The 14,575-nt window shown below is 69.0% G+C and carries 14 protein-coding genes and 1 riboswitch; of the genes, 9 read left to right on the top strand and 5 right to left on the bottom strand.

Going from position 1 to position 14,575, the window contains the following annotated elements; translation table 11 throughout:
- Window positions 1-14 precede the first annotated feature (14 nt).
- From ACVFYP_RS03275 to ACVFYP_RS03265, 3 genes are all read left to right on the top strand, one after another.
- Window positions 15-1,181 carry an OpgC family protein gene (locus ACVFYP_RS03275; protein ID WP_499198690.1) on the top strand — a complete coding sequence of 389 codons (1,167 nt, stop codon included), beginning with the start codon at window positions 15-17 and terminating at the stop codon, window positions 1,179-1,181.
- Window positions 1,178-1,951 (top strand): SGNH/GDSL hydrolase family protein, encoded by a 774-nt coding sequence (locus ACVFYP_RS03270; RefSeq protein WP_499198689.1) that lies wholly within the window; start codon window positions 1,178-1,180, stop codon window positions 1,949-1,951. The genes ACVFYP_RS03275 and ACVFYP_RS03270 overlap by 4 nt, the downstream gene beginning before the upstream one ends.
- Before the next feature lie 133 nt (window positions 1,952-2,084).
- Complete coding sequence (locus tag ACVFYP_RS03265; protein ID WP_499198688.1) at window positions 2,085-2,213, top strand: hypothetical protein; 129 nt, start codon at window positions 2,085-2,087, stop codon at window positions 2,211-2,213.
- Window positions 2,214-2,222: 9 nt separating this feature from the next.
- On the opposite strand, the gene ACVFYP_RS03260 is transcribed toward ACVFYP_RS03265, so the two are convergent.
- The 3 genes from ACVFYP_RS03260 to ACVFYP_RS03250 form a co-directional block, all read right to left on the bottom strand.
- Window positions 2,223-4,217 carry a TonB-dependent receptor domain-containing protein gene (locus tag ACVFYP_RS03260; RefSeq protein ID WP_499198687.1) on the bottom strand — a complete coding sequence of 665 codons (1,995 nt, stop codon included), beginning with the start codon at window positions 4,215-4,217 and terminating at the stop codon, window positions 2,223-2,225.
- Between the two features lie 272 nt (window positions 4,218-4,489).
- Entirely contained in the window at window positions 4,490-6,160 is a 1,671-nt protein-coding gene (locus tag ACVFYP_RS03255; protein WP_499198686.1) for a formate--tetrahydrofolate ligase, read from the bottom strand.
- A 166-nt stretch (window positions 6,161-6,326) separates the two neighbouring features.
- Window positions 6,327-7,649 carry a ferredoxin reductase family protein gene (locus ACVFYP_RS03250; RefSeq protein ID WP_499198685.1) on the bottom strand — a complete coding sequence of 441 codons (1,323 nt, stop codon included), beginning with the start codon at window positions 7,647-7,649 and terminating at the stop codon, window positions 6,327-6,329.
- 144 nt (window positions 7,650-7,793) lie between these two features.
- On the opposite strand from ACVFYP_RS03250, the gene ACVFYP_RS03245 reads away from it, so the two are divergent.
- From ACVFYP_RS03245 to ACVFYP_RS03235, 3 genes are all read left to right on the top strand, one after another.
- Window positions 7,794-8,771, top strand: a complete 978-nt coding sequence (locus tag ACVFYP_RS03245) for a Bug family tripartite tricarboxylate transporter substrate binding protein (RefSeq protein ID WP_499198684.1) — start codon at window positions 7,794-7,796, stop codon at window positions 8,769-8,771.
- 123 nt (window positions 8,772-8,894) lie between these two features.
- On the top strand, window positions 8,895-9,533 hold the full coding sequence (locus ACVFYP_RS03240) for an OmpW/AlkL family protein (RefSeq protein WP_499198683.1): 639 nt from the start codon (window positions 8,895-8,897) through the stop codon (window positions 9,531-9,533).
- A gap of 91 nt (window positions 9,534-9,624) precedes the next feature.
- Window positions 9,625-9,858, top strand: coding sequence for a DUF1289 domain-containing protein (locus ACVFYP_RS03235; protein WP_499198682.1), 234 nt, complete (start codon window positions 9,625-9,627; stop codon window positions 9,856-9,858).
- 7 nt (window positions 9,859-9,865) lie between these two features.
- Here the strand turns inward: ACVFYP_RS03235 and ACVFYP_RS03230 are convergent, their stop codons facing one another.
- Window positions 9,866-10,978 carry a 2-aminoethylphosphonate--pyruvate transaminase gene (locus ACVFYP_RS03230; protein WP_499198681.1) on the bottom strand — a complete coding sequence of 371 codons (1,113 nt, stop codon included), beginning with the start codon at window positions 10,976-10,978 and terminating at the stop codon, window positions 9,866-9,868.
- 33 nt (window positions 10,979-11,011) lie between these two features.
- Window positions 11,012-11,635 carry a DUF1194 domain-containing protein gene (locus ACVFYP_RS03225; RefSeq protein ID WP_499198680.1) on the bottom strand — a complete coding sequence of 208 codons (624 nt, stop codon included), beginning with the start codon at window positions 11,633-11,635 and terminating at the stop codon, window positions 11,012-11,014.
- An 88-nt stretch (window positions 11,636-11,723) separates the two neighbouring features.
- Here ACVFYP_RS03225 and ACVFYP_RS03220 point away from each other — a divergent pair, with 88 nt between their 5' ends.
- The 3 genes from ACVFYP_RS03220 to ACVFYP_RS03210 all read left to right on the top strand — a co-directional run bounded on the left by ACVFYP_RS03220 (window position 11,724) and on the right by ACVFYP_RS03210 (window position 14,293).
- Complete coding sequence (locus ACVFYP_RS03220; protein WP_499198679.1) at window positions 11,724-12,701, top strand: Bug family tripartite tricarboxylate transporter substrate binding protein; 978 nt, start codon at window positions 11,724-11,726, stop codon at window positions 12,699-12,701.
- Window positions 12,702-12,936: 235 nt separating this feature from the next.
- Window positions 12,937-13,644 (top strand): exopolysaccharide biosynthesis protein, encoded by a 708-nt coding sequence (locus ACVFYP_RS03215; RefSeq protein WP_499198678.1) that lies wholly within the window; start codon window positions 12,937-12,939, stop codon window positions 13,642-13,644.
- Between the two features lie 22 nt (window positions 13,645-13,666).
- On the top strand, window positions 13,667-14,293 hold the full coding sequence (locus ACVFYP_RS03210) for an exopolysaccharide biosynthesis protein (protein WP_499198677.1): 627 nt from the start codon (window positions 13,667-13,669) through the stop codon (window positions 14,291-14,293).
- A gap of 34 nt (window positions 14,294-14,327) precedes the next feature.
- Window positions 14,328-14,560: riboswitch (cobalamin riboswitch) on the top strand.
- The last annotated feature ends 15 nt before the right edge of the window (window positions 14,561-14,575 follow it).

The raw sequence follows: 14,575 nt of genomic DNA, 5'->3' as shown, positions 1-14,575 counted from the left end.
GATGTTGGCGCCGCATGACCTCTCCCACCACCCCATCCGTCAGCCCCGGCCGTGACACAAGGGTGGATTTCCTGCGCGGCCTGGCGCTGTGGTTCATCTTCATCACCCATACGCCAGGCAATCTGCTGGCGCACGCCACCCTGCGCAATGTGGCCTTCTGCGATGCGACGGAGGTCTTCGTGCTGCTGGCCGGCTATGCGGCCGGTATCGCCTATGGCCGCATCCTGGAACGCGACGGCTGGGTCACGGCCGGGGCGCGGATCGCGGGGCGGATGGGGACGCTGTATGTGGCTCACATCTTCCTGTTCGTGGTCTTCGCCGCCCAGGTCGGGTTTTCCGCCGCCGCGCTGAACCAGGCCGCCTATCTGGACGAGCTGCATCTCGACCCCTTCGGCAACGAACCCTATCGCGCGCTGCTGGAGGCGCTGCTGCTGCGCTACCAGCCGCATTTCCTGGACATCCTGCCGCTCTACATCGTGGTGATGGGGCTGTTCGCCTTGGCCCTGCCGCTGATCCGCCGGCCGAGCTGGCTGCTGGGCCTGTCGATCGCGCTGTATGGGGCGACCCGGCTGAGTGGCTTCACCTTGCCGAGCTGGACCGGCGGCGGCTGGTTCTTCAACCCCTTCGCCTGGCAGTTGCTGTTCGCCATCGGCGTGGTGCTGGGCCGGGCCGATCCGGTGGCCCTGGCACGGCGCTTCCCCTGGCATCGCGGCCTGGCCATCGCCGCCTTCCTGGTGCTGCTGGCCTGCGCCCTGGCGCTGAATCTGGTCTGGCACGGCCCAGGCTTCGGGCTTTACGCGCCGGAACGGCTGGCGGCCGGCCTCGCCACGGTGGACAAGGCCGGTCTGCATCCGGCGCGGCTGGCTTCCGTCCTCTTGCTGGGCTGGCTGATCGCGCATCTGATCCCGCGGCAGGCGGGCTGGCTGCGCCACCCGGTGCCGGCGGCCTTCGTGCTGATGGGCCAGCAGGGACTGCCGGTGTTCTGTTCCGGCATCTTCCTGTCCTTCCTCGGCCGGCTGGCGCTGGAGACGATGTCCGGCACGCTGGCGCAGGTCGTGGTGAATGTGGCGGGGCTGGCGGCGCTGCTGCTCGTGGCCGTGGTGTCCGCCTGGTATGGTGGGGAGGGCAAGCGCAAGGCGAAGCCCGCCTTGCCCCTCAGCGCGGAGGCGGTTAGGCCATGAGCCCCATGCGCGCCCTCGCGATACGCTGCCTTCCCCTGCTCGGCCTGCTCTTCCTGTGGGCCATGCCGGCGCGCGCCGCCGAGCCCGCCTGCGATGCGCCGGCGGACGCGCTGGAAGCCGCACCCATGGCGGGGGTCTTCGCCGCCCTGGCGCATACCGACCTGCGTATCCTGGTGGTGGGCAGCGCCTCCACCCAGGGGGGCGGCACCTCCGGCCCCGACGCCACTTGGCCAATGCGCCTGCAAGCCCTTCTGGCGGAGAAGGTGCGCCCGGTCACGGTGCGGTTGGAGGTATTCGGCGCGCGCGGCACCACCGCCGCCGACCATGCCCGCATCCTGGCCGAGCAGGGGCCGCGCGTGAGGCCGCATCTGATCATCTGGCAGCTCGGCACGGTGGAGGCCGCGCGCGGCCTGCCGGTGGAGGAGATGGCGGAGGCCGTGCAGGGGGCGGTGGAGCGGCTGCGCGCCATCCGCGGGGAGCGCACCGATGTGGTGCTGATGGACCCGCAATTCTCCCGCTTCCTGCGCGGCAATGCGGATGTGGACAGCTACCGGGATTGGATGCGGGTGGCGGCGGCGGCCAGTGGCGCGCAGCTTTTCAGCCGCTGGGCGATCATGCGCCACTGGGTGGAGACGGAGCGGATCGACCTGGAAAGGGCACCGCGCGCGCGGCGCGTCGCGGTGGCGGATGAGCTGCATGACTGCCTCGCCCAGGCCTTGGCCGAATTCATCCTGGACGGGGCGCAGCGCGGGCGGCGGCACCGGCGCTAGCTTTTGCTTTCAGGCATGCGGCGCATGACATCCTTGCAATGCAGCATGTGGAACCGTCGCCGACGATCTGCGCTGTATGTCCATGAATTGTCACCAGCAACCCCTTGACGGACCAGCGCCGCCGGCCAGGCCGGTGGCCCCGCCCCGCCCCGCCCCAGCCTTCGATCGCTGGTTGCAGGCCGAGCTGGCGCGTCGCTACGACGACGCGCTGGCCGAGCCGGTGCCGGACGAGTTGCTGCGGCTGTTGCAAGCCTCGAACTGATCGCGCCGTTCAGAACCGGATCTGCGTGCCCATATAGACGGTTCGCCCCTGGCCGGTGCCGATGGTGCTGAGGAAGGGCGTATAGGCCTCGTCCAGAAGGTTCGTGACGCGGGCATTCACCTGGATGGCCGGCGTCACCTCATAGGTCGCGAACAGCCCGATCAGGTTGTAAGGGTCGCCGCCCTGGCTGGCCTCGCCGGCCGTGAAGCTGGCATTGCCGCCGGCCACCAGCCCGCCGGACACATAATCCCAACGCGCGCCGACCGTCAGCTTCTCCTCCAGGAACCGCGCCCCGGCGCGCAGCGAGAACACATCATCCGGCGTGTACTGGCTAGCCCCCAGGCCGGGCAGCTGGCTCGGCAGGCGGGAATTGGTGTGGGTGTAGCTCAGGCTGGCGAAGACGACCCGCGGGTCATAGGCAATCTCGGCCTCGAAGCCATCGACCTTGGTGGTGCCGGCGACGTTCTGGAACTGATAGGCGCGGGCGGAGGAGACGTAGCTCGTCGCGATATAGTCCTCCACATCCATCATGAAGTAGTTCAGCCGGGCGCTGAACATGTCGTTCGGGCGCAGCAGCCCGCGCCTGCGGAGATTCACGCCGAATTCCCAGCCCTGCTGCCGCTCCGGCTCCAGGTTCGGATTGGGGATGTAGGAGCTGGAGACGGTGCCCGGATGGTCGCCGCCCAGCATCGTCTCCTGCAAGGTGGGCGCGCGCATCGAACGGGACCAGGTCACGAAGGGCTGGAGCCAGTCGGTGACATTGGCCGCCAGCGTGATCTTCGGATCGACCGAGCCTTCCGAGATATCGACATCATAGGCGCCGTAGCGGCTGCTGAGCACGCCCGAGCCGTTCAGCGCGTAGTGATTGTAGCGCAGCGCCGGGGTCAGGTCGAAAATGCCGTAGCTGAAGGTGTTCTCGGTGAAGACGCCGAGCATGGAGCTGGTGCCGTCGCCCGGATTGACGCCGCCGTTGCGGGAGCTGACGTCATCATGGAAATACTCGAAGCCCGTGGTGCTGCGCACCCGCACCGGGCCGAGATTGAAGCGGGAGGTATTGGCGGCGTCGAAGCCCATGCCGACATCCTCGATGACGCGACCGAGGGCGGTGCCGGTGCCGCCGGTGTATTTCATCGACAGGTCGTTGCGATAGGCATTGACCCGCAGGTCGATCAGCGGATTGCCGGGATTGTAGCGGTAATTCGCCGTCAGCGTCCGGTTCTCCACCGTCTGGCGGTAGGAGTTGGCGTAGAAGTCGTTGTCGTAGAACACGCCGCCGAGTGACAGGCTGTGGCCGCCGCCGAAATCAATATTGGTGCGCAGCAGGCCGGAGACCAGGTCCTGGCCCGAATTGGCCACGCTGTTGCCGTCGCCGTCATGATAATTGTCGGAATTGCGCCGGCTGATCGCGCCGACCACGCCGACGCCGCCCGAGCGCGCGCCGGCGGCCAGCATCTCCTGGAACCCGACGCCATTGCTGCCCCAGGACAGGCGCGTCAGCCCACCATGGGTGCGGTCCTGCGCCACCACGTCATCGACATCGAGCGTGCGGAAATTCACCGTGCCGGCCAGCGCGCCGCCGCCGATGCCGGTGACGGCGCCGCGCGTCACGTCGATATCGGCCAGCAGGTTCGGATCGACATAGGTGAAGCCCGCCGCCTCATGGCTGGTGAAGCGGAAGTTCTGGCGCACGCCGTCGATCGACATATTGACGCGGCCGGAGCCCTCGAAGCCGCGGATATTCACCGCGACGCCCGGCTGCTGTGCCGACTCGCGCGTAAAAGTGCCGGGCACCGTGCGCAGCAGGTCATCGAGGCTGAAGGCACCTTCCAGGTTCAGCCGGTCCTGGCCGATGGTGCTGTGCGCGGCGGTGTCGCCGGACTCGGTCACCACGACCGGGCTGAGGCGCACCGTCTCCCGCGCCGCTTCCTGCGCGCGGAGGGTGGGCGCGGCGAGCACCAGCCCCATGGCGGTGCCCGCCATGAGCCAGTTGGGGAAGGATGGCATGGTCTGTTCTCCGTCCTGCCGCGGCAGCGGATGCCGCGGCGCCTGTGTCATTCGCGTGCCGGGCTGGTCGCCGTGACGGTGCGGCGGCCTGGCTGGGGTGGCTCAGATGGCCTTAATGCGAATGAGAATGGATCGCAAACAGACTCGTGAAGGCGGGCCGGCCTTGCGCGTGACGAAGCGTAACCGCGCAAGTTCTGGCGGCCGGCGCGGCGCCGAGGGCGACGCCGGCCGATACGATTTTCAACAAGGCCAGCCGGGCGGCTGGCGCCGTGTCAGAACAGCCCCTCGATCCGCCCCTCGGCATCCAGGCCGATGGTCTCGGCGGCCGGGCGGCGCGGCAGGCCGGGCATGGTCATGATCTCCCCGCACACCGCGACGACAAAGCCGGCGCCGGCGGAAAGCCGCACGTCCCGTACCGGCAGCGTGTGGTCCACCGGGGCACCCAGAGCGGTGGGGTCGGCGCTGAAGGAATATTGGGTCTTGGCGACGCAGACCGGCAGATGGCCGAAACCCTCCGCCTCCCACCGCGCCAGCTTCTGGGCGGCGGGCGCCGGAATCGCCACGTCCTTCGCCCGATAGATCTGCTGCGCGATGGTCCGCAGCTTGTCGCTGAGGCTCATCGCATCCGGGTAGAGGGGCGCGAAGCGGGCGGCGCCCGCCGCGATGCGCGCCTGCACCGCCTGGGCCAACTCCGCCGCGCCGGCCGCGCCATCCGACCAATGGGTGCAGAGGATCGCCTGCGTATCCAGCCGCGCCATGGCCGCCTGCACGGCGGCGATCTCGGCCGGGGTGTCGCTGGTGAAGCGGTTCAGCGCCACCACCACGGGCAGGCCGAATTTGTGCATGTTCTCGACATGGCGAGCGAGGTTCGCCACGCCGCGCTCCACCGCCGCCACATCCTCCCGCCCCAGATCGGCCTTGGCGACCCCGCCATGCATCTTCAGCGCGCGGACGGTGGCGACGATGACACAGGCGGCCGGGTTCAGCCCCGCGAGCCGGCACTTGATGTCGAGGAATTTTTCCGCGCCCAGATCGGCGCCGAAGCCGGCCTCCGTCACCACCACATCGGCCAGGCCCAGGCCCATCCGGGTGGCGACCACGCTGTTGCAGCCATGGGCGATATTGGCGAAGGGGCCGCCATGCACCAGCGCGGGGCTGCCCGCGATGGTCTGCACCAGGTTGGGCGAGAGGGCATCGCGCAGCAGCGCCGCCATGGCGCCATCCGCCTTAATGTCCCGCGCCGTCACCGCCGTGCCGTCGCGCCGACGGCCCACGATCATCCGCCCCAGCCGGTCCTGAAGGTCGGCGAGGTCCTTGGCCAGGCAGAACACCGCCATGACCTCGGAGGCGACGGTGATATCGAACCCATCCTCACGCACCACGCCCTGGCTGGCCCCGCCCAGGCCCACCACGCAGTCCCGCAGGTTGCGGTCGTTCATGTCCATGGCGCGGCGCCAGGACACGCGCCGCGGGTCCAGCCCCAGCTCGTTGCCCCAGTACAGGTGGTTGTCCAGCATGGCCGAGAGCAGGTTGTTGGCGCTGGTGATGGCGTGGAAGTCGCCGGTGAAATGGAGGTTGATGTCCTCCATCGGCAGCACCTGGGCATAGCCGCCGCCCGTCGCACCCCCCTTCACACCAAAGCAGGGGCCGAGCGAGGGTTCGCGCAGGCAGATCATGGTCTTAGTGCCCAGCGCGTTCAGCGCATCGCCCAGGCCGATGGTGGTGGTGGTCTTGCCCTCGCCGGCCGGGGTCGGGCTGATGCCGGTGACCAGCACCAGGGCGCCGCGCGGCCGGGCGGAGGCCTCCGCCACGAAATCGGTGCCGATCTTGGCCTTGTACTTGCCGTAGGGCTCCAGCGCCGAATCCGGGATGCCGGCGCGGGCCGCGATCTCCGCGATCGGACGCAGCGTCGCCGCGCGGGCGATGTCGAGGTCGGTGGCCATGCTGGTGCTTGCTCCCTGCGATGTCTCCGCGCTTATCGGGACATCGGGACGGGGGCAAGCCACGCCGTTCAGCGCAGCAGCGCGAAGCCGAGCGCCATCAGCAGCACGAGCAGGCCGGTGAGCAGGGCCAGCAGAATGGCCATCTGGCGGCGCATGGGGGCTCTCCTCAGGCCAGCTCGAAGATTTCGGTCTGGATTCGGGGCGCCGGCACGCCCATGCCCCGCAGCGCCTGTTCCGCCGCCGCCGTCATCGGCGTCGGCCCGCACAGGAAGCAGTGCAGATACGGGCGCGGTTCGGCGGGCAGGTGCCGCTCCAGCACTTCGCGCGTCACGAAGCCCGTCTCCCCCTGCCAGCCCTCCGGCGGCTCCTCCAGGATATGGATCAGCCGCAGGTCGAGCCGAGTCGCCAGCGCCTCCAGCTCCTCCCGGAAGGCCACATCCTCCCAGCCCTTATTGCCGTAGAACAGCCAGATCGGCCGTCGATCCCCCCGCGCGGCCAGGCTGCGCAGCATGCTCAGCATGGGCGTGATGCCGACGCCGCCGACGATGCCCACCAGGCCCTCCGCCGCCGGCTGCCGGTCGATGGAGAAAACGCCGAAGGGCGCGTCGATCCAGGCGGGGTCGCCGGGGCGGACCTCCCCGATCCGGCTGGTGAAATCGCCCAGCTCCTTAATGCCAAATTCCAGCCGTGGCAGGGCCTCGGGCGCCGAGGCGATGGTGAAGGGATGTTCGCGCAGCCCGAAGGGCGAGCGCCGCAGCGTCAGCCAGGCGAACTGGCCGGGCAGGAAGCCGTGCAGGCCGGCATGGCCGTCCGGCTCGATGGCGAGGGTCCAGACATCGTTGCGACCGGGCCGCACCTCCACCACCCGCCAGGGGGCGCGCTTCTGGTTCAGGGGCTTCACCAGCCTCAGCCAAATTAGCAGCAGCAGCCAGGACAGCGTCGCCGCCAGCCAGAGCATCCGGTTCGTGGGCGATGCGGTGAAATAGCCAATGCCGATGATATGCGCGACCGCGGCCGCGAAGCCGAGCGTCGCCAGCACCACATGCAGGTAGCGCCACAGCCCGTATTCCAGCCGCAGAAGCTTCCGCCACTCGGAGGTGACGACGGCCAGCCCGAACAGCACCAGCGCCGCCCGCCCCGCCGTCAGCTCCCAATCCGCCTCCAGCGGATTGATGGTGGGGCCGAGACGGTCCTCGTACCACAGCCACAGGATGCCGAAATGCGCCGCCGCGATCGCCAGGGCGATCCAGGCCAGGTAGCGGTGGAACAGGTAGATGATGTCGACCCCGAAGGGTGAGGTCATCGGCCGGATGCGGGCCGTCAGGGCGAATTGCACGCCCATCATCGCCATGCCGGCGAAGCCAAGCGCCATGGCGAAATTCCACCAGAAATCCCGCCCCGGCGGCACCTCCCTCAGGAACAGCAAGGCCTGGGGCGTCAGCACCAGCACCAGATAAAGCGTCACCCAGGCCACCTGGCGGATCGCCATGCCTTCCCTCCCTGCCCGTCCCGGTCCGAACGCAGCGACGCCGCGGGCGTTCGCCCTGCGGCGACCTCGCCGGCCCCCGGCGGGCTTTGCCTGCGCCGGGGCACAGGGCATCATTCCGGCAAAAGATCACCCAGGAGGATGTCCATGCTGCGCCGTACCCTGCTGACCACGCTCGCCGCCACGCCGCTGCTGCCGGGCCTCGCCCGGGCGCAGGAGGCCGCCTGGCCGACGCGCCCCGTCACCGTCATGGTGCCCTTCGTCGCCGGCGGCCCCTCCGACATCATCGCGCGGACCATCGCCAACCGGATGAGCCAGGTGGTCGGCCAACCGGTGGTGGCGGAAAACCGCGCCGGCGCGAATGGCGAAGTCGCCGCCCGGCTGGTGATGCGGGCGCCGGCGGATGGGCACATGCTGTTCGTCGGCTCGATCGGCGTCTTCGCCATCAACGCCGCGCTGCGGCCGAGCCTGGGCTACGATCCGATCCGGGATTTCACGCCCATCACCATGGCCGTCACCACGCCGAATGTGCTGGTGGTGAATGCGGAGAAGGTGCCGGCGCGCACATTGCAGGAGGTGGTGGCCTGGCTGAAGGCGCAGGGTGGCCGTGCCAGCTATTCGACCTCCGGCGTCGGGTCCTCGGACCATCTGACGATGGAATTGTTCAAGCAGCGCACCGGCACGGAAGTGACGCATGTGCCCTATCAGGGCGGTGCCGCCGCGGCCACCGATCTCATCGCCGGCAATGTGCAGCTTTCCTTCCAGAATCTCGGCACCGTCGCCGCGCATATCCAGGGCGGGCGGCTGCGCGCCATCATGCTGACCAGCGCCACGCGCAGCGCCGTGCTGCCGGATGTGCCGACGGCCGCAGAAGCCGGGCTCAGCGATTTCGTCGTGACATCCTGGCAGGCCGTGATGGCGCCGGCCGGGCTGCCGCAGCCCGTGCTGGCGAAGGTGCATGAGGCGACGGTGGCCGCGCTGCGCCATCCCGAATCGGTGCAGCGCCTGAACGCCATCGGCTTCGATGTCGTGGCCAGTTCACCGGATGACTACCGAACCTTCCAACAAGCGGAAATCGCGCGCTGGCGCGAAGTGGTGCGCAGCGCCAACATTCGCGCGGAATAGCGATCGGCGACGTCGATGCGGAACGGATTCATGACCTGCATCAAGGACGGGTGACGCCGCCACGCCGATGAACGTCACGTGGCGCCGCGATGGGCGCGCGCCGCAGACGAGAAGGCTGAGACTATGACAAGGAAGTTCTGCGCGGCTGCCCTGGCGGGACTGGTCGCGGCGATGCCCGCATTCGCGCAGGATGTGCGCGGCAAGCAGGCGGGCGATCTGGTGCTCGGCGCGAGCATCATCGGCGTGCTGCCTTCCAATGGCGGCAACACCAGCATCGGCGGAACCCCGCATGCGAGCGCGACCGCGACCCCGCAGCTTGATCTGAGCTACTTCCTGACGCCGAACTTCGCGGTGAATGTCATCGCCGCGACCTCGCGCCATGATGTCAGCGTGCGCGGCCTGGCGGGCGGCAATATCGACCTCGGTCGCGTCTGGGCGCTGCCGCCCACCGTGACGCTGCAATACCACCCGCTGCCGGCCAGCCGCTTCAGCCCCTATCTCGGCGTCGGGCTGAACTACACGGTGTTCTACGGCGAAGGCGGCGGCCGCAGCGCCGGCATCAACCATGTCGATGTCGAGAATGCCTGGGGCTTCGCGCTGAATGCCGGCGTGGACTACGAGATCACACCGAGCTGGGTCGCCAATGTCGACGTGAAGCGGCTGTGGCTGCGCCCGGATGTCAGCGTGAACCATGGTGCCGTGCGGGGCGAGGCGAATCTCGATCCCTGGATCATCGGCGCGGGCATGCGCTACCGCTTCTAGAATGTGCGAGGCGGCGTGATTCAGACTTTTCGGTGAGTCCGCCTCAAGTCATCACGCGCCAGCGCCATCCAGATCGTGATGGCAGGATGCCATGCCGCACCCCATCTGGTGCGGCATGGCCAGTCCCTGCATCGATATCTGTCGCTATGACGACACCACCGGCTTCTGCCTCGGCTGCGGCATGCTGAAGCCCGAGAAGAAGCGCTGGAAGAAGGATCGCGAGCACCGCCCCGCGATCCGCGCTGCCCTGCCCGACCGTCTGACGCAACTCGCCGCCGCCGGCCATGCGACCGGCGAGGCGGCGAAGAAAAAGAAGAAGGGATAGCGCGGCGTCAGATACCGCGCTGCGTCACGCCCATCTCCGCCAGCACCGCCTCCGCCTGCGTCAGGGCGAAGCCGATATCCTCCTCCCCGATCGCGCCGATGCAGCCGAAGCGCATGCTGGGCACCTTGGTGGAGGAGAAGTCGGAGAGAATGACGCCGCGCGCCTTCATCTTCCGCTGGAAAATCTCCAGGCTCCAATTCGGGTCGTTCGGCTGATAGACGTTGACGATGATCGGCCCCTGATGTTCCGGCGCGACATAGGGCGTGAGGCCCAGCGCCTTCAGCCCCGCATACATCACGTCCCGATTGCGGCTGTAGCGCGCGAGCCGCGCCGGCTGCCCGCCCTCCGCCTCATAGACCTCCATCGCCTTCCCGAAGGCGCGCAGCGCCTGCACCGCCGGGGTGAAGCGGAAGCTGCCAAAGCCGTTCTTCAAAGCGTGATCGTAGACATCGGCCAGATCCATCACCCAGGACCCGGCCTGGCCGCGGCAGGCTTCCAGCCGGGCGATGGGCGCTACGGCGAAGCCGAAGCCTGGCAGCCCCTCCAGGCATTTGTTGGAGGTGAAGACCACCACATCGCATTCGGGATGGTCGCGTAGCGCGAATGGCAGCGCGCCGAAGCCGGAAACGGCATCGCAGATCATCCGCCGCCCCGCCGCCGCGATGACCGGGCCGAGGATGTTGGGGTCGTTGACGATGCCGGTGCCGGTCTCGCTGACCACCAGCGCGACATGGCCGCAGTCGGGGTTTTCCGCCAGCGCCTGGGCCAGGCGTTCCGGCGACATCGGCAGATTGTCCGGCCCGTCGAGCGCCACCACCATGCGGCCCGCCGTCTCCGCCAGCCGCGCCAGGCGTTCCGCATAGCCGCCATTGCGCACCACCAGCAGTTTCTGGCCGGCAGGCACGAAGGTGCGGATCGCGGCTTCAATAATCATGTGGCCGCAGCCGGGCAGCGGCAGGGAGGCGTGGACGCCGTCCTCGCCCCCGGCGATCCGCACGATGGCCGGGCGCATGGCGGCGTATTCGGCGCGGAAATCCTCGTCCCAGGGGGCAATGTCCTCGGCCATGCAGGCGCGGACTTCGGGGCGGGTCTGCACGGGGCCGGGGATCAGCAGCAGCATCGGGATATTCACCGTCCGGGTATTGTCCCCCGGCTATACCACCAGCGCGCCCCCCAGCAATTCCCGGCGCAGCTTGCGCAGGATGGCCTCCGCGAAATCGACGGTATCGGCGCAGGAGATGGCGAAGCTGCCCGGGCCGCCGATCACCTCCTCCACATAATGCGCCAGCAGGTCCGGCTCCTCGTTCAAGATCGCCAGGCCGTTCACCGTCAGCCCCGCCGCCACCGCCAGGTCCCGCACCGGACCGGGCGGGCGGCCGGCATTGTGGCGGCCATCGCCGGAGACATCGAGCACCAGGCGGGTCGGGTCGCCCGGCGCGCGGGCGAGCAGGGTCAGGCCAGCGGCCATCCCCTCCCCCGTCGCGGTGGCGCCGGGGCTGGGCAGGCGCGGGGCGTTCTCGATGGCCTCGGCCAGGGCCTCCGCTCCCGCCGCATCAGCGATGCGGGTCCAGCCCACCGCCACATCCTGCGCCCCGGGGCCGGACCACAACAGCAGCGCCACGGCCGCCGCGCCGCGCGGCCCGGCGGTGGCGGCGGCCAGCACCTCCGGATCGCGGAAGGCGGCGGCGGTGCCGCTGGCCATCAGGTTGAATTCGGCGAAATCGACGCTGGCCGAGACATCCATGGCGAGGCAGAGGGCAATATCCACGGAGTCCATCGGTATATAACCCTTGTTCCACGAACCGGTTTGCATCCCCGCCCGACCGATGCAAGCATGCCTCACGAACAGGACAGGTGAGCGCAAAATGATCGACAGACGTGGCATTCTGGCGGCGGGCGGCGGGCTGCTGGCCTCGGCGCTTACGGCCCCCGCGGTCCTGGCTCAGGCCTGGCCGGCGCGGACAATCCGCATGATCGTACCCTACACCCCCGGCGCCGCGACCGATGCCATGGCCCGGCTTTCCGCCCAGAAGCTTCAGGAAAAGCTCGGCGTCACCGTGGTGGTGGAAAACCGCGCCGGCGCCAATGGCGCCATCGGCAGCCAGGCCGTGCTGCAGGCCGCGCCCGATGGCTATACCATCCTTGGCTCGGCCTCGATCCACCCGATGGCGCGCCATGTGATGAAGGCCGCGCCCTATGACCCGGTGGCGGATTTCATCCCCCTGGCGCGCACCGCGCGCGGGCCGCTGGTGCTTGTCTCCAACCCCCGCCTGCCGCAGAGCACGATCGCGGAAGTGGTGGAGGCGGCGAAGCGCGACCCGGCGCGGTGGACCTTCGCCACCAGCAGCCTCGGCTCCGCCGGCCACCTGGCCAGCATCGAGTTCAACCGCGTCACCGGCGCGAATATCGAGATCGTCGGCTATCGCGGCAGCGCCCCAGCCCTGACGGATGTGGCGGCGGGCAATGCGCAGCTCATGTTCGACCCGGTGCTGGCGACGCTGCCGATGGTGCGCGGCGGGCAGTTGCGCGGCCTGGCCATCGCCACCCCGAGCCGCACGCAACTGGCGCCGGAACTGCCGACGGCAGTGGAAGGTGGCCTCGCCGGCTTCGAATTCTATTCCTGGTATGGCGTCTGGGGCCCCCGCGCCATGCCGCGGGAGATCGCGGACCGCATCAATGCTGCCCTGGTATCCGGGTTGCGGGAGCCGGAGGTGGTGCAGCGCCTGACCGGCCTCGGCTTCGAGCCGGTGGCCGAGACGGTGGAGGAGGCGGAGCGCTTCATCGTCGCTGACGTAGCGCGCAATGCGGAACTGCTCCGCATCGCGAATTTCCAGCCGCAATAAGACCGTCATCCGGCGATGAATTGCTTTTAAAGTCTGATCTCGCATTGTGAGCAGACCGGGGCGTTTCGCCCCGGTCCGGGACGCGTTACAGCCCAGTCCAAGCAATCCGCACAAGGACCGTCCCAGCTCTTGGCCCGCTCCCCCCTGCCAATCCGCGTCCTCCCGCCGCCCTCACATCGGCGTGACTTCTCCACTGTCGGTCCCGCCAGCCGCATGCTAACCATGCGTGCAGGGAATGGCTTCCGCGCCAGAATGGCCGGCATGGATCCGGAGGAGACTCGCCATCGACGGGCTTCACGACACGCAGCTTGCGGTGGACGCGCATATCCACCCCATCCCTGTCTCCCAGCTGGTGACGGTTCTGGCACGCGACTGGCCTTCCGAACGGCTGACGCTCGGCGAGCTGATCCAGGCACTGGGCGCGCGTGGCTACGGGGTGCTGATCGTCCTGTTCGCCCTGCCCAATCTGCTGCCGATCTATATTCCCGGCCTCAGCCCGATCTTCGGCGTGCCGCTGCTGATCATCTGCGCCCAGCTCGCCTACGGGCTGCCGACGCCGAAGCTGCCCGCTCTGCTTACCCGCCGGTCGATGCGCCGTGCCGATCTGCGGCTGATCGCGGAAAAGGCGCTGCCCTGGCTGCAGCGGGTCGAACGCTATGTGAAGCCGCGCCCCTCCTGGCTGACCACCCGCGCCGGGGAACGTCTGATCGGCGCCTATGGAGTCTGGCTCGCCTCCATCGTCATCGTGCCGCTGCCGCTGACCAATGGCCCGCCTTCGCTCGCCTGCCTGATCATGGCGATCGGGCTGATGGAGGAGGATACGCGGACCATCGCCGCGGGCGCCGCCTTCGGCGTCTTCGCCACTTTCCTGGGCCTGTCCATCATCGGCAGCGTCGGCTGGATCCTGGTGGCGGGCTTCACCTGGCTGCTCGGCCTATTCTGACCCTTCGCACGGCATGCACGGCATGAGCCCGGATCAGTCGCATATGGCGGCGGAGTCCTCCGCGCCGATCTCGCGCATCGTGGCCGAGGTGGCCGCCGCCTTTCCGGGCGAGCGGATCAGCCTGGGCGAGATGGCGGAGGCTTTCGGCGACCGCGCCTTCGGCCTGCTGCTGTTGTTGCTGCTGCTGCCGGGCCTGTTGCCGGGCATGGCCAGCGTCTTCGGCACACCGCTGCTGATCCTCGGCGTGCAGATGGGCCTCGGCCTGCGGGTGCCGAAGCTGCCAGGCATCCTGGCGCGGCAGACCATCAAGCGGGCCGACCTGCTGCGGCTGGCTTCGGCCTCCTCCAAGGGGCTGGGGCGGATCGAGCGCTATGTGAAGCCGCGGCCGGGCTTCTTCACCTCGCCGCTCGGCGAACGCATCATCGGCTGGCTGACCGCCTATGTCGCCCTGATGCTGATCCTGCCCGGACCTGGCACCAACGGCCCGCCGGCCTTCGGCAATATCGTCATGGCGCTCGGCCTGATCGAGCATGACAGCAAGGTCACCGGCTGGGGCGTGGCACTGACCATCGCCGGCTGCCTCTTCGCCACCGTGGTGCTGGTGGTGCTCGGCTGGCTCGGCATCCAGGCGCTGGGCTGGATCTTCTGAAGGTGCCGATTGTGCCGCGCCTTCCACCGGTGGTAACTCCCCGTCATGCGCCGGTGGCCCGCAAGGGCTGAAACGGGAACGCGCGAAGGCCAGCCGGGGCAACCCGCCGGGCCACGTCCGCGGCTGCCCCCGCAACTGTAGGCGGAGACCCTGTCTCCCTGACGCCATTGGACCCCGCCGGGGTCTGAGAAGGCGGGGACAGGATCCGGATGGTGTTCCATCCGGGGCTCCGCGAGCCAGGAGACCGGCCGGCGCAGAGACGTCACGCGCGTGCCGGGCGGG

Source organism: Roseomonas sp. F4 (assembly GCF_053891155.1).
Note: the sequence above shows the minus strand (reverse complement) of the source record. Positions and strands in the feature narration are given on the sequence as shown.

Bases quoted from the DNA above. Each gene is read 5' to 3' on its own strand.
- ACVFYP_RS03245 (WP_499198684.1), top strand. From the start codon at position 7,794: ATGCTGCGCCGTACCCTGCTGACCACGCTCGCCGCCACGCCGCTGCTG.
- ACVFYP_RS03210 (WP_499198677.1), top strand. From the start codon at position 13,667: ATGAGCCCGGATCAGTCGCATATGGCGGCGGAGTCCTCCGCGCCGATC.
- ACVFYP_RS03230 (WP_499198681.1), bottom strand. From the start codon at position 10,978: ATGCTGCTGCTGATCCCCGGCCCCGTGCAGACCCGCCCCGAAGTCCGC.
- ACVFYP_RS03275 (WP_499198690.1), top strand. From the start codon at position 15: ATGACCTCTCCCACCACCCCATCCGTCAGCCCCGGCCGTGACACAAGG.
- ACVFYP_RS03215 (WP_499198678.1), top strand. From the start codon at position 12,937: ATGGCTTCCGCGCCAGAATGGCCGGCATGGATCCGGAGGAGACTCGCC.
- ACVFYP_RS03240 (WP_499198683.1), top strand. From the start codon at position 8,895: ATGACAAGGAAGTTCTGCGCGGCTGCCCTGGCGGGACTGGTCGCGGCG.
- ACVFYP_RS03225 (WP_499198680.1), bottom strand. From the start codon at position 11,635: ATGGACTCCGTGGATATTGCCCTCTGCCTCGCCATGGATGTCTCGGCC.
- ACVFYP_RS03250 (WP_499198685.1), bottom strand. From the start codon at position 7,649: ATGGCGATCCGCCAGGTGGCCTGGGTGACGCTTTATCTGGTGCTGGTG.
- ACVFYP_RS03270 (WP_499198689.1), top strand. From the start codon at position 1,178: ATGAGCCCCATGCGCGCCCTCGCGATACGCTGCCTTCCCCTGCTCGGC.
- ACVFYP_RS03255 (WP_499198686.1), bottom strand. From the start codon at position 6,160: ATGGCCACCGACCTCGACATCGCCCGCGCGGCGACGCTGCGTCCGATC.
- ACVFYP_RS03220 (WP_499198679.1), top strand. From the start codon at position 11,724: ATGATCGACAGACGTGGCATTCTGGCGGCGGGCGGCGGGCTGCTGGCC.
- ACVFYP_RS03260 (WP_499198687.1), bottom strand. From the start codon at position 4,217: ATGCCATCCTTCCCCAACTGGCTCATGGCGGGCACCGCCATGGGGCTG.
- ACVFYP_RS03235 (WP_499198682.1), top strand. From the start codon at position 9,625: ATGCCGCACCCCATCTGGTGCGGCATGGCCAGTCCCTGCATCGATATC.